This window comes from Pseudomonas sp. NPDC088444 (genome assembly GCF_044900175.1).
GTDB lineage: Bacteria > Pseudomonadota > Gammaproteobacteria > Pseudomonadales > Pseudomonadaceae > Aquipseudomonas.
Genome location: NZ_JBJDNK010000002.1, coordinates 480,283 through 497,674, shown reverse-complemented (window position 1 = coordinate 497,674; position 17,392 = coordinate 480,283). Strand labels below are relative to the sequence as shown.

Sequence of the window (17,392 nt, the reverse complement as noted above, 5' to 3'; positions counted from 1 at the left end):
TTCTGCGGGCGTCACTGAAGGACGGGAGCGCCCAGCTCGTCTTGAGTGTCTGGCAGCGCGATAGTGCTGTCCCCGGGAGTGAGGATGACCTTGCGGCAATCCTCTTGCTTCTTGTCGAAGATCTTGTAGCCCTCAGCCGCCTGCTCCAGTGACATTCGGTGGGTGATGATGGCCTCGGGTGATAGACGACCGGTTTCGATGTGTTCAAGTAACTCGGGAAGGAACCGCTGAACATGGGTCTGGCCCATCTTGAAGGTCAGCCCCTTGTCGAACGCGTCTCCGAACAGGAAACCGTGAATGAAGCCCGAGTAGACGCCGGGCACACTTACAGTGCCGCCGCGCCTGACTGCCGCGATGCATTGACGTAGCGCCTTGCCGCTGCTGCCTTCGAGTTTCAGAGTGGCCAATACTGTTTCAGTGGTGCTGCCCTTGGCCTCGAACCCGACTGCATCCACCACGCCGTCGACGCCGCGCATGCCTGGAGTCTGCCGAATAATCGTGTCGGCGGGGTCATCATCCTCATCGAAGTTAATCGGTGTCACGCCGTAGGTAGCCTGCGCATAGGCGAGGCGGTAAGGATGATGGTCAACCATGAAGATGCGATCCGCACCCAGCATCCGGGCAACCGCTGCGCACAAAAGGCCCACCGGGCCAGCGCCATAAATGGCGATGCTGGAGCCTTGGCCGATGCCCGTGTTAGTCACGGCCTGATACGCAGTGGGGAGAATGTCCGAGAGAAACAGCACCTTCTCATCGGCGAGTGTCCCCGGCACCTTGAACGGGCCGGTATTGGCCTTAGGGACACGCACGTATTCGGCCTGGCCTCCAGGGATCCCGCCATACAGATGGCTGAAGCCGAACAGCGCCGCGCCGGGTGGAATGGCTTTCTTGTTGATGATTGCTCCGCGCCCAGTATTGGTGGTCTCGCACGCAGCGAACAGATCTTGCTGGCAGAAGAAACAGTCTCCGCACGCAATCACAAAAGGAATAACAACCCGATCACCTGGCTGGACAGCGGTCACGCCCGAGCCAGTCTCTTCGACGATGCCCATGAATTCATGACCGAAGATATCGCCATGCTCAACGGTCGGAATCTTGCCGCGATACAGGTGTAAATCCGAACCGCAGATCGCCGTCGCGGTGACCCGCAGGATGATGTCATCCGGTTGTTCAAGGATGGGATCTGGAACGGTATCCACTTTCACATCATGGGCGCCGTGGTAGGTAAGTGCTCTCATGGTCTGACTCCGCAGTTTTAGGGGTAGTAAACAGCGGAGGGGTGAATGCGGGGTTCGTTCAGGATTTTCCTGAGGAACAGGATCAGCGGCAGCTCATGCACCGTTGGTAAGACTGCGGTTATGAGAGCTGTCGATGACTGAAGCAACACTTTTGGAGCAACTGCTGATGGCTTGGGGGCCAGGTGGCGAAGAGCTAGAAGTCCGAGAAGTTTGTCAGAAGGAGCTGCAACAGCACTGCGACGAAACGTGGGTTGATGACGCAGGTAACTTGGTGGGGCTGATTCGAGCACAGTCAGCAGAAGGCAATGGCACCGGTGGTGTACTGGTGATGGGGCATCTGGATGGGATCGCGGCCTGTTCCTCGACACTTGTGCAATTGCTTACCGGTGATCTTCCGGTCTAGATGTAACAAGAATTTTCAGTGGTCACTCAGGTCAGATCATTTATCTAACGTGGGAGTGCCATCATGAAATTCTGGAAGTTTTCCGAGCGGTTATCAAAATGGATGGGCAGTCCGAAGACGTTTTTGACTGCAATCGCGCTGGTGGTTTTGTGGGCGGCTTCGGGGCCATGGTTTCACTACAACGATGCCTGGCAGCTAGTGATCAACACCTCCACCACCATCATCACCTTTTTGATGGTTTTCCTGATCCAGAACACCCAAAACCGTGATACAGATATCTTGCACATCAAGATTGATGAGCTTTTGCGGGTGACCAAAGATGCTCAGAATGCAGTGCTCAGTTTGGACAACCTCGATCAGAAAGAGCTAGCGGCGCTCAGAAATCGGTACAAGGCGCTAGGCGTTGATGAGGTCAACGATCCTGATACGACGCCTAACGATTCCTCTAATCAAAACACCACTCACTAAATCTACGCAGCTCCAATATTGAGCTTACTCGGGTAGTGAATGCGCTGTGATAGTTGATGGAGCGCCTTGTTTCTTGAGTGCCCAGCCGCTATCGGTTTTGGTGATGTGGTAGTTGTCCATGATGTTTCTCCTCAGGTGATTCCGCTATTTGATGCCTACCCGCCGACGCATTTCGGCAGTGATGGTTTGCCGGGTGGTCGGCAGGTCTGCCCATGGATCGCTGTCCAGCTGTCCGAGGCGTGCATGAAGGTTGTGAATGCTCCAGACATTGGCACCTTTGATCTCAAGCAGCTCCTCGCGAAAGATGGGTACTGATACTGGAAGGCCCTCCCGCGTGCGGACTGAGTAGGCGCTGATCGTCGTAGCGCCCAGCCCATTGCGCAGATAATCAATGAAGATACGACCCACCCGATTTTTCGGGCCAGAGACGGCTGAGAAGCGATCAGGCAGCAGTTTGGCGATGTGCTTGACGATGGCGTGACTGAAGCCTTTTACAGCCTCCCAATCGGCTTTGGGAGTCAGGGGCACCACGAGATGAATACCTTTACCGCCGCTGGTTTTGAGAAATGACTTCAATCCCAGTTCATCAAGTACTGCCAGGGTAAGTTGGGTGGCTTCCACCATGCTCTTCCACGGCAGAGCGGGATCAGGGTCGAGGTCGAGCACGAAACGGTCGGGACGCTCCAGATCTTTGGAGACAGCGTTCCAGGTATGCAGCTCCATCGCGCTCATCTGCACGGCCCCGATCAGGGCTTCGAGAGTGTTGATAAGCATGACCGGATGGCCGGTGTACTCCTTGCCCATCGTTTCGATGCCCGGGATTGCCAACCGATCAGCGTTTTTCTGGAAGAACAACTCGCCGGTAATGCCTTCGGGCGCCCTGACCAGCGCGACAGGGCGCTGCGCTAACTGCGGTAGCAACCAATCGGAGACGCTGATGTAGTAGTCCGCCAAGTCACGCTTGGTCGATCCGGTAGTGGGGTCAATGATGCGCTCGGGGTGGGTTAAGCGGATCTTTCCTGATGTCGACCGGGCAACGGACTCTGATTTTTGAGTTGGGGCAACCTTGGCGGTTTTGCTTAGAGCAGCTTTCGCATCCGAGGGCTTGTCGACGTCTGACGGCGGAGCAGGGCGTTCTTCAGTGATGGATTTGGCCGGCTTATCCGTGCGTAAACCGTGGAACACGGCGTGTCTGACTGAGCCGTCCTTCGTGATCTCAGCGAATGCCACTTCGGCCAGCAACTGAGGCCTGAGCCAGTGCACACCCTTGGCCTCAAAGCCAGTAGGTGGATTGACCACGGTCGATTTCTTTACTTCCAGCGGGACGAGCTGATGAAAGAGGGTGTTCAGCGTCGCTTCGTTGAAGCCTGTCCCGACCTTCCCTGAAAAACGCAGTTCGCCGCTGTCGGCATCGTGAAGCCCTAGCAGGAGGGCACCGAATTTGTTCCGAGCGCCCTTTGGTTCGGTGTAACCAACGACCACGAACTCCTGCCGGCGCTTGCACTTAAGCTTGATCCAATCACCGCTACGCCGCGACACATAAGTGCTGCCGACGCGTTTGCCGATCAGGCCCTCCATCTTCATCTGACAGGCGCTGTTGAGCAGAGCGTCGGGGGCCTCTCCAAAGTCCTCGGAAAATCGGAGTATTTCGTCCTCGCTGGCCTCCAGCACTTTGGCCAAGGCAGCGCGCCTTTGCTCGACCGGCACCTCGCGTAAATCCATGCCGTTGAGGAAGGGCATGTCGAACAGGTAGTAAACGATATTGCCGCTGCGCTCGGACTCGAGCGCGTTCTGCAATGCCTGGAAGTCAGGGACACCGTCCTCGTTGGCGACCACCATCTCGCCGTCCAGCCAGGCAGAGGCCAGCCCGAGACTGGCGATGGCTTCGGCTTGGCGCGGGAGCTTGTGCGTCCAGTCATGACCATTGCGGGTTAACAGTTGCACCTTCCCGTCATCCACCCTGGCCATTACCCGATAGCCGTCGAACTTAATCTCGTAGCGCCAGTCGCCGTCGGGGGCTGACTCCACCAGCGTCGCCAGCTCTGGTTTAAGAGTGTCAGGAAGGTCTGCGGCCTGTGCCCCCTCAAGCTCGGCTTTCGCAGGCCTTTTCTTGCGTGCTGGCACTTTCTCGACGGGTTTCGGCTCGGCGCCTTTGCCACCTCGTTTCCTGGCCACGATTGTCCGTTCGCTCAACACGCTGTCGGGCTTATCCTTGACGATGTCGTAATCCGATTCAGCACGGGCAAACTCGTCCTGATGTTTGATCAGGAACCATTGCTCCTGCTTGCCGGGGATATGGGTCTTCACCAGGTTCCACACACCGCCAAGCTTCTCGCCCTGCAACTCGAATTCCAGTCGTCCTTTGGCGTACGCTTCGGCGGGGTCTGGCAATGGTTTCCAGATGCCCCGATCCCACACGATGACATCGCCAGCCCCGTAATGACCCTCCGGGATGCTGCCTTCAAACGTCGCGTAATCGATGGGGTGATCTTCGACATGCACGGCCAAGCGTTTTGCTTTGGGGTCAAGGGACGGGCCTTTGGGTACGGCCCAGCTCTTCAACGTGCCATTCAGTTCCAGCCGAAAATCATAATGAAGCCGGGTTGCGTCGTGCTTCTGAATGCAGAACTGAAGCGCTTGATCGGAAGCCTTTCGCGTCGAGCCACGTTTGTGGTCGCCGCCGCCCGATGGCTCGGACGTCGCGTCGAAGTCGCGTTTGCGGTTGTATTCTTCGAGGCTCGAATGGGTGTCGCTCTGAGCTGGCGGCGAGGCAGCGGGTTGGCTTCTCTTCCGGGTTTTCTTTTCCGGTTTCTGTTGCGCATCCCCGATGCGAATCCAGGTGGGTGCGTGATCGCTTGCGTGCTCTTCGCCGCGCACCCAAGCGTCAACGCCCGCATCTTCCAGACGTGGCGCCAATACTGGGTTGAGCAGGAGGTGGTCGATGCGCAGGCCAGAGTTTTTCTGCCAGTGCTGACGAAAGTAATCCCAAAACGTGTAGACGCGCTCGTCCGGATACAGGTGCCTGACCGAGTCGATCCATCCTTGAGCCAGCAGCCGGCGATAGCATTCGCGACTCTCGGGCTGAAGCAGGGCATCCTTGAGCCATGAACGTGGGTTGTAGATGTCTTCGTCAGTCGGCACCACATTGAAATCCCCGGCCAGCACGACAGGATGCTCGCTGGCCTGCAATGATTTCGCGTGCTCGATCAGGCGTTCGAACCAACGGAGCTTGTAGTCGAATTTCGGGCCGGGCTGAGGATTACCGTTGGGCAGGTACAGACAGGCGACAATGACGCCATGGGCTGCTGCCTCGAGGTAGCGTGCCTGGGCATCCTCCTCTTCCCCTGGCAAGCCCTTCCGGATCAGCAAGGGTTCGGAGTCACGGGCCAGGATGGCGACGCCGTTCCACGAACTCTGGCCCAGGTGCACAGAGCCGTAGCCCGCTGCTTCGAGGTCGCTGTTTGGGAACGCTTTGTCCGGTGCCTTGAGCTCTTGTAGGCAGACGATGTCAGGCTGTTCGCGCTCAAGCCATTTCAACAAATTGGGCAGTCGGGCACCGATGCCATTCACGTTGTACGTGGCGATCTTCAGGTCTTCCACCTTTGCGTCCCTTCCAGCAGCCCGAACCTACTCATGTGAGGGTTAGCGGGGGAAGGAGTTCGCGATTTATCTCGGGGGAATGACATCGCGGCGAAGTGCATCAGTGCAGAGAACCCGCCGAGCAAAATCCACAGGGTGGAAAAAATCCCAATGAGTTGACCATAGGGATCCTCGACCGAACCACCGGCGCCAACTTGGCGGTGGGCGGGATTGATGTCGCTACATTGGGTACCAGTCGTGCCATCTCGGAACGGATAGGAGAGCTCCGAGCAGAGCTCAGCGCCATGCCCCAACCGAACACGCACCTTCCGCCCAAAACTGCCTGATCAAAAAAACAGGGTGATCGCGCATGCGCTTAAACACTTGGCAATATCGATTTCCTCGTCGTTCCATCAAAGGCGTTAACGCCCAAAAGTATGAGAAAACAGTGGCAGAAACGTTCACTCGAATTGACTCATCGGGGCATGTAAATAGTGATAACTACCACCTGTCGGTAAAAGATTTTTCCTTTTCGAACCCTCGCCGTTTGCGTAGGGTCGAGTAATTAGCACCCCACGTAAGGGTTGCGCTTATTTCACCTGACGTCACCAGACGAGGATAATGACATGGCGAGTAGAAAGACGGTCGATGATCTCTTTATTCACGAACTATCTGATGTTTACAGCGCCGAAAAACAGATCACCAAAGTACTGCCACGACTTGCTCGTGCGTCCACTAATCCCAAGCTCGCCGAGGCGTTCGCTTCACATCTCGAAGAAACCCAAGGCCAGATCGAACGCATTGATCAACTCGTCGAGCAAGCCGGACTGAAGCTCAAGCGCATGAAATGTGTTGCCATGGAAGGTCTCGTGGAGGAGAGCAAGGAACTGCTCGATGAAATCGAGAAGGGCGAGGTGCTGGACGCCGCGTTAATCGGGGCCTGCCAGAAAGTCGAGCACTACGAGATAGCGAGCTACGGCACGCTCATCGCGATGGCCAAACACCTTGGAATGACGGACGCTGCCAATCTCTTGGCCGAAACGCTGGCAGAGGAAAAGGCCGCCGATGAGAAGCTTTCGGCCATCGCCGAAGAGGGCGGTAACCAAGCGGCGACGCTCGCTAAAAAGTGATGGACTGCGTCATCGCCATTTCGGTGCCGCGAACTCACTTTGAGACTGAAACTGTACAAAACTGAAACTGTGTATAAGTCGAGCATCGTGAGTTTAGGGTCGGCTAAGCAGCTTTATGTTTGAAGTTGATTTCTGATGAGTAAACCGTGAGCGATATCGGGTTTCGGCCCGAACTCGCCTTAAAATAGCTACGGATGGGAGTAACAACATGTTCTTACATAACAAACGTTTGCAATATACCGTGCGCGTCGCTGAGCCTAATCCGGGTTTGGCTAATTTACTTCTGGAGCAATTTGGTGGAGCTCAGGGCGAACTGGCGGCTGCCACTCGTTATTTCATCCAAGCGCTCGCCGAGGAAGATCCAGGTCGCAAGGATCTGCTGTTGGATATCGCCACAGAAGAGCTGAGCCATCTGGAAATCATCGGGTCGATCATCGTCATGCTCAACAAGGGCGCCAAGGGCAAGCTAGCCGAAGGCGTTCAGGCTGAAGGCGAGCTCTACCGCGATATCAATGGTGCTGGCAACGATTCACACATTACCAGCCTGCTTTATGGGGGAGGCGCGCCTCTGGTGAATTCCGCAGGCGTTCCTTGGACTGCTGCGTACATCGACACCATCGGTGAACCGACGGCGGATTTCCGCTCCAATATCGCTGCAGAGGCCCGAGCCAAGATCGTGTATGAGCGCCTGATGAATGTCACCACCGATCCTGGCATCAAGGATGCGCTGGGGTTTCTGATGACTCGCGAAATCGCCCACCAGCTCTCGTTCGAGAAAGCCCTGCATTCGATCCAGCCCAACTTTCCGCAAGGCAAGTTGCCGGGCATGCCGGAGTTCACCCGTACCTATTTCAGCATGTCCAATGGCGAGCCGAACGTGCGTGGGCCCTGGAACAGCGAGACCGAGTTTGAATATGTCGAGAACCCTCATCCAGCGGTGGACGGTGGTGACGGCACGGCATCGATCACGCTGAGTGAAGATGACTCGGTCACGCTGACCATGCTGAAGGAACGTACCAAATCCGATCTTACATCCGACCCGGTAACCGGCGCAGACCTGGGCTCTGGCCTTGGCCAAGGCTCCGAGAAGGATATCGACCCAGCGCTGTAATTCTCTCCTGGCGGCAGCGCCAGTTGCTGCCAGTTTCGCAAATTCAGATCAGGAGATCGCTCATGGCCTCTGGTTCTCGGAATCTCTCGACCAACAGCCAAGGTGTCGGAAGTATCGAAGCGCATGTTTCAAATGAGTTTGAGCGTTGTGCTCGCAGCTTTGACTCGCAAGCCAATGCCTGCGCGCGCGGCCTACACACCGCATTGTTCATTCAGCGCTTTAAACAGGGATTGCTTTGCCGGTCGTAGACCGAGCCAAGCTTTTGCTCCACTGGATCGGATGCGCAGATAATCGGAGTAAGAACGTCTTGGCTCCGAGTCAGTCGGCTAAGTTGATTGATTCAGCCCGGTATCGTTCTGAGTAAAAGATCGCCGGATCACCGCTGCCAGTCGTTCGCAGTCTTCGAAGTACTCTGCCGCATGTCGCTTGATAAAGATGGAACCTTGTCAGGGCGAGCTTGCCCACTCCCTATGCGACTCATTGATGCAACAGGAGGAAATGATGCCCAGCTCTGACGGAAAGATACGGTACGCCGTGGTGGCAGGAGGTTCAATTTCGCAGGGCGCTTTCATGCCTGGGATTGGCCAGACGGACAATTCGATGATGACAGCCTTGGTCACAGGCGATCCGGTCAAGGCACAGGATCTGGCATCGATCTATGGCCTGAAGTCTTATACGTATGCTGAATACCCCGAGCTTCTGGCTTCCGGGGAAATCGACGCTGTCTACGTCGCGACACCGAATTTCCTGCATACCCAATATGTGATCCCAGCGCTTAACGCTGGCATCCACGTTCTTTTGGAAAAACCCATGGCAACTACCGAAGCCGAATGCCGGGAGATGGTGGACGTTGCAGAACGGACGGCCGCAAAACTCATGGTCGCTTACCGGCTGCATTGTGAGCCCGGGACGCTTGAGATGATTGAACGTGTGCAAAAGGGCGAGTTCGGTGACCCTCGGGTGTTCACGTCCACCTTCGCGCAAGTGGTTAAGGCCAGCAACCACCGTAACCAGAATGGTTTCGCCGCTGGCCCCGTGGCCGACATGGGGCCTTATCCCTTGAACATGGTGAGAAAGCTTTTCAACGCCGAGCCCATCGAGGTCATGGCATTAGGTTCAAAGACGCCAGGCTCCCCGCTGGATTCGTGGGACACAGTGACCGTCTCGTTGCGTTTCCCGCAAGAGCGGCTGGCCCACTTCACCGTGAGCTATACACTACCGGACACTGAGCGCTTTCAGCTCCTCGGCACCGAAGGCGAGATCGAGGCATCGCCGTGCTTTGGGTATGGCGAAGGCGTCGCGATCAGTTATCGGGCGACGGTCAACGGCGAGACCACTGAGCATGTTCATCCGGTTGTTGATCAGTTCGCTGGCGAGACCTCGTATTTTTCCAGCTGCATTCTCAATGACCTGGCACCTGAGCCTGATTGCGAAGAGGGATGGCGAGACGTGAGGGTTGTGATGGCGATTGAGCGAGCACTCAAAACTGGCCTACCGCAAAAGCTCGAGCCGCTGGCACCCAGGTCCCAGCCTCGTAGCACGCAGTGCCGAAAGCTGGCATTGGCCGATGTTCCTCCCTACATCAATACCGAATTGCCGACCGAGTGATAAGGCAAGCCGATGCGTGGTACTTATCCGGGCGTCGGCTTGCCCACGGGGAGGGGTAACCCATGCGCACATGGGCCGGATCAAGTTCCGCGAAGCGTCGAGGTTAACGCTTCCGGCATTGTCTGCAGATCACCTACAACGGGTCTGGCAAAGAGATAGCCCTGCATGAGATCAATCCCCAACGCCAGCAGCGTGTCTCGTTCCTCCAACGTCTCGATGCCTTCAGCCACGACGGTGATCCCTAGTCGTTCGGACACAAGGACGATGCCCTCGACAATGGCGTGGCGTACGTTGTCTCGATCAATGCCGCGAGTAAGTGCCATGTCGATCTTGAGGACATTCGGCTGAAACATCGCTAGGAAATTCAGGCCTGAATAACCTGATCCGAAGTCGTCGATGGCAGTGGTGAATCCTTGGCGCTCGTACTCATGGAAGATGGATTTCAGATGTTCAGGGTCATCGACTCGCTCGCCTTCGGTTACCTCGAACATCAGACGCTCAACTGGGAAGTCAAACGTGCGAGCGGCCTCCAACGTGGCTCGGATGCAAGTCTCGGCCCTGTACACAGCGTTGGGCAGGAAATTAATACTGAGCTTGCAGTCTGGGATCGACGGCAGACCTAGCCCCGCTGCGAGTTCGATTGCTCGTACTCGACACGCCTGATCAAAGCGGTATCGGTTGTGGTCATTCACCAGCCCCAAGATGTTTGCAGCAGACTCGCCGTTCAAACCTCGAACAAGGGCCTCGTATGCGTAAGGCAACCCGGTTCGAATGTTGAAGATCGGCTGGAAGGCCATTGTGAAGCTGAACCCCAGATCTTCTAGATTCCGGCATTGGGCGCAGCTGACTGACTTAAACGGGGGTAATTTGGGGTTCACAGGCGCTCCTGATACAGCGGCCATCCGATGCATGGCCTCCGTTCGGTAGGTGTTGCAGAATGCACAACGCATTGCATTAACGGGCGATCGCACAAGCTCGGATTCCGGTGTTGCAGGCTCCTGATGTCAACTAGCGAGGTTTTAGCTCGAATGGAAGCTGCGCCACGAATTTCTCTGCATCAATCGTCTCTTTGGAGCACCAGCGATTCCTCCCTTTACGCTTGGCTAGGTACAAAAAAGCATCTGCCGATTTGAGCATGGCCGCCCCGGTTGTTGGCTCCTTGTCTGGAGCGGCAGTGGTGATGCCCGCACTGGCGGTCACTATCTGGCAGGGGTGGTCTTCGTGCTCGATGTTCAAGTCTCGGATGGCTTGCAGTATCTCTTCTGTGACTTGACTGGCCCCGGTCGAATCGGTGTCGGGCAACAACACGGCGAACTCTTCCCCGCCATAGCGTGCAGCAAAATCTGCGGGCCGTTTGAGGGTTTGCTGGATCGCACGTCCGACCTGTTGCAGGCAGTCGTCACCTGCGGGATGGCCATATCGGTCGTTGAAACGTTTGAAATAGTCAACATCAAGCATTATGAGCGCCAATTGGGTTTTCTGGCGACGAGTTCGCTCGATCTCCTGATTCAATGTGATGTCCAATTTCCTCCGATTACACAGCCCGGTCAGACTGTCGGTTAACGCCATATTCTGGACGGCCAGGTGTGCACTACGAACCTTGCTTTCCAGGACGAAGCGCGCACGTAGTTGAGTCAATACGATCGCGCCAAAGCCGCACAGGCTTGCAACCAAGGCCAGTAGGACTAGCCCGGTTTTCATGAGGTCGTGTTGCCAGGGCCCTACGAAAGAATCTCGTGACAAACCAGCCTCGACCACCAAGGGATAAGAAGCCAAGGCTTTGTAAGCATACAGACGTTGAGTATTGTCGATGACCGCTGTGACTTCGGCAATACCTTCATCCGACTCGGGAAGGTACCGTGTAAAGATCTCGCTCTGTGCCAGGCTCTGATCCGTAGCGGGTGACACAAAGGGACGACGAACAAGGACGTGACCACTTCGTAATGCCAGTACCAAGGCTCCTTTGTCGTCAATCTTGAAATCCCCGTAGTAGTCGAGGAAGTAACTGACCTTGATGGTGCCAAGAAGCACGCCTGCGAAGGATCCGTCGGGGTTGTTCAACCTGCGCGAAATCGGAATCACTAGCTCACGAGAGGAGCGGCTTTTCACGACCTCTCCAATAAGGATGCCTCGACCAGAGTGGGTGCGATGGTAGTTGAAGTAATCTCTGTCAGCATTGTTTGCAGTTTCAGGGGTAATGTATTGGTTGGTGACAACCCAATCTCCGGTCGGCCCGTACACGAAAATGCCCTGCAATTGCGGCATGATTTTCGTCTGTTGATCGAGGAGGGCACGAATTCTGGGTATATTGATGTGAGTCAATCCATCACCCTCAACGCGCTCGCGCAGTTCGGCTGTGATTACGTCCACTTGTCGCACTGCATCCTCTGCGTGCTGAGCGGTGGCTTGGGCCAGGTTTTTGACGGCGTCTTGAGCGGTGGCGTAAGCCTGGCGATAATCCCGCCATGCCCTCCACCCTTCTACTCCCATAAAGGTCACCACCATCAGAAGCATGAAGCTCAGAGTCAGTCGAAACACTGCGGACGCGCGGCGTCCGCTTGGCATCGAGGCCTCGTCGAGTAATTCTTCTGCATGAGCGAATGGTTCGCTGCGTCCTGGCATTAGGCCCCCGGTGGGCTATTCCCGTTGAAACATCAAATCTGGGCGCTGCGTAGCTTGATCGACGCCCTGCAGATTAGGAAATCAGCGCAACATATCGTTGGGCTGTTCCATGGCGTGCCTTCTTCATAAGCACAGAGCGCTGTACTCGTGGTGGGAGTTCAAACATCGGAGCGGATGCGTTACGAGCCGAGCCATGCTTGTTAGCTTTAGGTCTGGTTAGGCAACGATGTCCATAGAATGGGAGCAATCCGCATACGACATCGTTCCCTCTATTTGCCGTTCAGCCGCCTCACGAGTCCAACAGGATAAGGGGAGCGTCGAACAAATCAGGGAGCGATCGATCTACAAGATTCATAAGTTCGGCGAGTGTGTATTACTGTCAGGACGCTTGCTGCTGAGTGGTTGCAACTCAATTCTCTACGGGAAGCGGGCTAAGGAAAGGTTGGGCTTTTTCGTATCCGCTCGTTTTTATGACTCGTCTCCCGCGTCGTGTTGACGTCCCATTCCTTGCTTGTCGTCTCGTGAAATCTGATCGGAACGAATTCGGTCAACGCCGAGTCAACCGTTTTCGATAACCCGAGACCGGTAATGCCCATGAGCCAGATGATCGATGACCTGAGTGAGTCGCTGACCGACGATCTCTATCGGAAGACGCGCAACCAGATAAATACGTTTATCAATGAAACCAACGCTTTGCTGGCGGCAGGTGATGTGCTGCGTGAAGACCGGACTCGTCTGGCCCGAGCGCGCCTGGCTGAGTTCTTGAGTCGGACCGAGCCCCCGGCCCCGGCGGCGGATGCAGCCCCCCCGCTTGCAAAGGCAGCGGTCAACGCCCGGCGTTTTGTCGAGGCGCATCCGTGGGCCGCAGTGGGGGCGGCTGCGGGAGTGGGGCTGATCGTCAGCCTCTGGCTCAGGCATCGGGATTGAGAGGGCTCCAGAATGCGTGGTCGTGGTATTCCTACGATGCGCCGCAATGCCAACGGTCTATTCTGGCCAGGCAGAGTGTATTTCAGTGGCGCTCGTCTTGCTGACAGACCGATGCTTGACGCTCGATGTGTCATGAGCTTGAGAGGGGCGGGCGTTGGTCCTGCGAGCGAGAAGTGGTTGACGCAGCGTTGCAGGGGGGAAGGTATGAGTGTGGACGAAGAAGCGGTTCGTCAGCTTGCGCAATTGATTTGGGAAACGGAGGGTCGGCCTCAAGGCCAGGAAGACCGGCATTGGGAAATGGCGACGAAGCTGGCCGAGTCTGCTGCGATGGCCCCGACCAAAGGGCCGTACCGGCCTAGCGTCGATACGTTGTTCCCTGAGCCGGATCTTGACGGGGGGCCCGAGGGCGAGGTCGGGCGTTAAGGCGTGCTGACGCGCCAGTCGTCGTCTTCGAGCCACTCATTCCAGCGGTGTTCGGCTTCTTGCGATGTGTCATCTTCGGGGTGAGGCTGCAGAGGGCAGCTTCGCTGCTGGGACTCGCGGCGTGAGACCTGTTCACCCACTCCTGTTGTTCAAGTCTGCCCGGCTTGCAGTTCGTTCAGCAGTGATTGGGCAAATCCCTCGGAGGCAATGAAGTCCAGCGCCTCCCTCAGCTTTGCCGTTTCCTCGGCGCCAAACGCCTTGTCGAAAATGGTCGAGACGCGCTCGGAGATTTTCCGTGCTTCCTGGTATTTTTGCTGCCCTGCGGCAGTCAGGAGCACTCGTCGGCTACGGCGATCCGTTTCATCGATCTGCAACTCGACCAGTCCGTCGCGCACCAGTGGTTTGAGGGTGTGGCCGAGGGCCGAGAGGTCCATCACCAGCGCCTGGGCCAGATCGCGCATGCGAGGTTCATCGCTGCGAGCAATTTGCGACAACAGGGAGTATTGGGTGGCCTTCAGACCGCACACCACGAAGGCTTCGTCGTAGATTTGACCCAGACGGCGGGAGGCGCGGCGTACTGAGCCATTGGTACAACTGCTCGCCACGACCGGGTCTGAGCTGGGTGTCGCACGTTTCAAGGCCGGATTACTCTTCGCACGCTTTAGGTACGGCGATTATGCCTGCCCGAGCGAGGCGGACAAGGTTTTTCAGGCCGCTGCTCGGGTGACACGATGACGCACGTGCGATCAGGCTTGCTGGCCTGCGAACCGTTGTTCGGTACGTCGTGCATCGACGATTGCCCAGTACCACATGCCCAGCCCGCCCAGGGTCAATGCAGCGGCGGCATAGCCCGTGCCCGGAAGGCCGAAACCCATGGAAATCACGATTCCGCCGACCCATGGACCGATGGCATTGGCCAGGTTGAACGCGCTCTGGACCAATGCCCCGGCCAGTGATTGGGCGTGAGGGGCAACGTCCATCAGACGGGTTTGCAGGATGGCGGCCAGGCCCACGCCACAGCCGATGAAAAAGACCAGCGGGATCAGCAGCCACAGATTCTCGGTGGCGGATGGGTAGAGCATCAGCACCAGTGCGGTGAAGCTGAGGGAGATCCCGGCGGCGCGCATGGTGGCGCGATCCGCCGCCCACCCGCAGACCAGATTACCGACGGTGGTCCCCAGTCCGAAGACGGCCATCACGATGGGAATCATGATGCCCGACGTATGAGTGACCTCGATCAGCGTGGCCGCCAGATAGGTGTACACGCAGAACACCCCGCCAAAACCGATTCCGGCGATGCCCAGGGTGAGCCAGACCTGGCGGGAGCGCAATGCACCCAGCTCGCGCAGCGGGCTGGCGTCTGCCTGGGCTGGAGAGATCGGGGCAAGGGAGCGGATCAGCGCGGCAGTAACGGCCGCCAGTACCGCAACGATCGCCAGCCCCCAGCGCCAGCCGACGCTTTGACCGATCCAGGTGGCGAACGGCACTCCAACGATGGTGGCGATGGTCAGGCCGAGAAAGACGCGAGACACCGCTTGTGCGCGCTGATTTTTCGGCACCAGTGACGCGGCCAGCAGCATCGCGACGCCAAAATAGGCGCCATGGGGGAAGCCGCTCAGGAAGCGGAAGAACACCAGCCACGGCAGGGACGGCGCGATGGCGCTCAGGGCATTGGCGATCCCGATGAGTGCGGCCAGTCCCACCAGCAATGCGCGACGCTCCAGCCGGACGCCCAGTACCATGATCACCGGGGAACCGACCACCACGCCCAGTGCGTAGGCGCTGATGGCATGGCCCGCCAACGGCTGGGTAATCTGGAAATCACCGGCGATGAAGGGCAGCAATGTCATCGAAGCGAATTCGGTGGTGCCGATGGCGAAAGCGCCCATGGCCAGGGCAAAGAGCAGCCAGCCCATGTGGAAATCGTGTGGGGAATCAGTCTTGGTCATGTAGGAAAGGACGCGATGTTTTGTAGGATCAGCATCCTGTTATACCTGAAACCGGTTTCAGTTCAACCCGAAACCGGTATTTGCGTTGCAGATTCGCCTCACAAAGCCATCAGGCGAAACGCTGCATTCTGGTTTGCAACATGGCCTTCACGTCAGGCCATTCGTCATCGATGATGCTGAACCGCACCGAGTTGCGCTTGCGGCCATCGGGCATGATCCGCTCATGGCGTACGATGCCCTCTTGTGTGGCGCCGATGCGCAGGATCGCTGCGCGGGATTTCTCGTTGAGTTCGTCGGTGGTGAATTGCACCCGCACGCAGTGCATGACCTCGAACGCATATTCGAGCAGCAGGTATTTCATTTCGGTGTTCAGGCCGGAACGCTGAACCGATTGCCCCAGCCAGGTGTGGCCGATTTCCAGCTTGCGGTTCTTGCGGTCGATTTTCCAGAAGCGGGTGCTGCCGACGATCTGGCCGGAGTCGCGACGCACGATGACGAACGGCATCACGGTGCCTGCTGCTCGTCCGGCCAGGGCGGTGGCGAGGTACTGATCGACCGTGGAAGGTCCCGGAATGACCGTGACCTTCATGTTCCACAACTCGCCGTCTTCGGCGGCGCGCACCAGGTCCGCTGCATGCGCTGCCTGAAGTGGCTGCAACGCCACAGCGTCGCCCGTCAGCGTGACCTGTTCCGTGGCCGTCATTTCGGTGCTCATGCGCAGAAAATCCTTGTGTCAGCCTTTGGGTTTATTGTCGGGCAGAGGAGCGCCTTTGGGCCACAGCATCCAGATCTGCCCTTGCTGTTTCATGTTGCCTGCCAGTTCACCCGCGGCATCGCCCGTGCCCCAGAACATGTCGGCGCGCACTTCGCCCGCGATGGCGCCCCCGGTGTCTTGCGCGGCGACCGGACGCACGAGGGGTGAGCCGTCAGGGCGGGTCGACGACAGCCACAACAGGCTGCCCAGCGGGATCACCTTGCGGTCGATGGCCACGCTGTAACCGGCGGTCAATGGCACGTTAAGCGAGCCGCGAGGGCCTTCATTGCTGTCCGGGCGCAGGGTGAAGAACACGTAGCTGGGGTTGCTGCCCAGCAATTCCGGCACGCGCTCGGGGTGGGCGATGGCCCAGTCTCGAATCCGTCCCATGGACACTTCATCCTTGGTCAGTTGGCCCTGTTCCACCAGCCAGCGGCCTACCGGTTTGTAGGGGTGACCGTTCTGGTCGGCGTAGGCGATGCGCAACTGACGACCGCTTTCCAGTTGCACGCGGCCGGAGCCCTGGATTTGCAGGAATTGCAGGTCAATGGGGTTTTCCAGCCAGGCGAGCACCGGTGCATTGACGCCTTTCTCGCCGATGGTGGCGGCGTCGTCGTAGGGACGCAGTACGCGACCGTCCAGGCGCCCACGCAGGCGCTTGCCTTTCAGTTCCGGGTAAATGCTGTCCAGATTGACGATGATCAGGTCATCCGGCACACCGTAGATCGCCACCGGGTGCTGGTCGTTACGCTGTTCGCTGCCTTTATAAATGGGCTCATAGTAGCCCGTGATCAGGCCGTTGGCGCCGTGTTCCGAAGAGCGCAGGCTGTAGACCTGTAGTGCGTTCTTGAGGAAGTCGCGCACGGCGGCAGGGTCTTGCGGTACTTGCGCAGCCTGCGCGCAGGTGGCGCCCCACACGGGGTCTTTCGCCAGACGCTTGCACGCCGAAAACCAACTGTTGTAACCGGCCATCAGGTCGGTGTCGTTGACCTCCGGTAGTTTGTCCCATTCAACGCTGACGTACGTAGTGGCCTCGGGTGGCTTGGGCTTGGGAGCACCGCCGTCACAAGCGGCGAGCAGGGCGATCAGCGGAGTGAGGCAGAACAGAAAGCGACGCCAGTGCAGGCTTGGGGTCATCACGCGGGGTGTTTCCTGAAAGCAAGTGAAGTCGGCTAGCTTG

Annotated in this window: 15 protein-coding genes; 7 read left to right on the top strand and 8 right to left on the bottom strand. The window is 57.6% G+C overall.

What is annotated here, in order from left to right:
• Nucleotides 1-11: 11 nt before the first annotated feature.
• On the bottom strand, nucleotides 12-1,238 hold the full coding sequence (locus ACI2KB_RS06655; RefSeq protein WP_404632634.1) for a zinc-dependent alcohol dehydrogenase: 1,227 nt from the start codon (nucleotides 1,236-1,238) through the stop codon (nucleotides 12-14).
• A gap of 133 nt (nucleotides 1,239-1,371) precedes the next feature.
• Between ACI2KB_RS06655 and ACI2KB_RS06650 the strand changes: the two genes are divergently transcribed.
• Both ACI2KB_RS06650 and ACI2KB_RS06645 read left to right on the top strand, forming a co-directional pair.
• A complete protein-coding gene (locus ACI2KB_RS06650) occupies nucleotides 1,372-1,641 on the top strand; it encodes a hypothetical protein (RefSeq protein WP_404632632.1) in 270 nt (89 codons plus the stop codon).
• Nucleotides 1,642-1,704: 63 nt separating this feature from the next.
• Complete coding sequence (locus ACI2KB_RS06645; RefSeq protein WP_404632630.1) at nucleotides 1,705-2,109, top strand: low affinity iron permease family protein; 405 nt, start codon at nucleotides 1,705-1,707, stop codon at nucleotides 2,107-2,109.
• 144 nt (nucleotides 2,110-2,253) lie between these two features.
• Here ACI2KB_RS06645 and ligD read toward each other — a convergent pair whose 3' ends face one another.
• The gene (ligD, locus tag ACI2KB_RS06640) at nucleotides 2,254-5,709 is read right to left on the bottom strand and encodes a DNA ligase D (protein WP_404632628.1); all 3,456 of its coding nucleotides are present in this window, start codon (nucleotides 5,707-5,709) and stop codon (nucleotides 2,254-2,256) included.
• Between the two features lie 605 nt (nucleotides 5,710-6,314).
• On the opposite strand from ligD, the gene ACI2KB_RS06635 reads away from it, so the two are divergent.
• The 3 genes from ACI2KB_RS06635 (at nucleotide 6,315) to ACI2KB_RS06625 (ending at nucleotide 9,537) form a co-directional block, all read left to right on the top strand.
• Nucleotides 6,315-6,818: a ferritin-like domain-containing protein gene (locus tag ACI2KB_RS06635; RefSeq protein WP_404632626.1), complete on the top strand. Its 504-nt coding sequence runs from the start codon at nucleotides 6,315-6,317 to the stop codon at nucleotides 6,816-6,818.
• A 208-nt stretch (nucleotides 6,819-7,026) separates the two neighbouring features.
• Nucleotides 7,027-7,929, top strand: a complete 903-nt coding sequence (locus ACI2KB_RS06630) for a manganese catalase family protein (protein ID WP_404632624.1) — start codon at nucleotides 7,027-7,029, stop codon at nucleotides 7,927-7,929.
• Between the two features lie 501 nt (nucleotides 7,930-8,430).
• Nucleotides 8,431-9,537 (top strand): Gfo/Idh/MocA family protein, encoded by a 1,107-nt coding sequence (locus ACI2KB_RS06625; protein WP_404632622.1) that lies wholly within the window; start codon nucleotides 8,431-8,433, stop codon nucleotides 9,535-9,537.
• Nucleotides 9,538-9,617: 80 nt separating this feature from the next.
• On the opposite strand, the gene ACI2KB_RS06620 is transcribed toward ACI2KB_RS06625, so the two are convergent.
• Together ACI2KB_RS06620 and ACI2KB_RS06615 are read right to left on the bottom strand one after the other, a co-directional pair.
• Nucleotides 9,618-10,439: an EAL domain-containing protein gene (locus tag ACI2KB_RS06620; RefSeq protein ID WP_404632620.1), complete on the bottom strand. Its 822-nt coding sequence runs from the start codon at nucleotides 10,437-10,439 to the stop codon at nucleotides 9,618-9,620.
• A 106-nt stretch (nucleotides 10,440-10,545) separates the two neighbouring features.
• The gene (locus ACI2KB_RS06615; RefSeq protein ID WP_404632618.1) at nucleotides 10,546-12,159 is read right to left on the bottom strand and encodes a sensor domain-containing diguanylate cyclase; all 1,614 of its coding nucleotides are present in this window, start codon (nucleotides 12,157-12,159) and stop codon (nucleotides 10,546-10,548) included.
• A 594-nt stretch (nucleotides 12,160-12,753) separates the two neighbouring features.
• On the opposite strand from ACI2KB_RS06615, the gene ACI2KB_RS06610 reads away from it, so the two are divergent.
• On the top strand, nucleotides 12,754-13,086 hold the full coding sequence (locus ACI2KB_RS06610) for a hypothetical protein (protein WP_404632616.1): 333 nt from the start codon (nucleotides 12,754-12,756) through the stop codon (nucleotides 13,084-13,086).
• A gap of 204 nt (nucleotides 13,087-13,290) precedes the next feature.
• The gene (locus ACI2KB_RS06605; protein ID WP_404632614.1) at nucleotides 13,291-13,509 is read left to right on the top strand and encodes a DUF2934 domain-containing protein; all 219 of its coding nucleotides are present in this window, start codon (nucleotides 13,291-13,293) and stop codon (nucleotides 13,507-13,509) included.
• Between the two features lie 149 nt (nucleotides 13,510-13,658).
• Here ACI2KB_RS06605 and ACI2KB_RS06600 read toward each other — a convergent pair whose 3' ends face one another.
• The 4 genes from ACI2KB_RS06600 to ACI2KB_RS06585 form a co-directional block, all read right to left on the bottom strand.
• Entirely contained in the window at nucleotides 13,659-14,147 is a 489-nt protein-coding gene (locus ACI2KB_RS06600) for a MarR family winged helix-turn-helix transcriptional regulator (RefSeq protein ID WP_404632612.1), read from the bottom strand.
• 108 nt (nucleotides 14,148-14,255) lie between these two features.
• Nucleotides 14,256-15,425, bottom strand: coding sequence for an MFS transporter (locus ACI2KB_RS06595; protein ID WP_404632610.1), 1,170 nt, complete (start codon nucleotides 15,423-15,425; stop codon nucleotides 14,256-14,258).
• Nucleotides 15,426-15,567: 142 nt separating this feature from the next.
• Nucleotides 15,568-16,173: a GNAT family N-acetyltransferase gene (locus ACI2KB_RS06590; protein WP_404632608.1), complete on the bottom strand. Its 606-nt coding sequence runs from the start codon at nucleotides 16,171-16,173 to the stop codon at nucleotides 15,568-15,570.
• A gap of 18 nt (nucleotides 16,174-16,191) precedes the next feature.
• Nucleotides 16,192-17,349, bottom strand: coding sequence for a murein transglycosylase A (locus ACI2KB_RS06585; protein WP_404632794.1), 1,158 nt, complete (start codon nucleotides 17,347-17,349; stop codon nucleotides 16,192-16,194).
• Nucleotides 17,350-17,392: the final 43 nt, after the last annotated feature.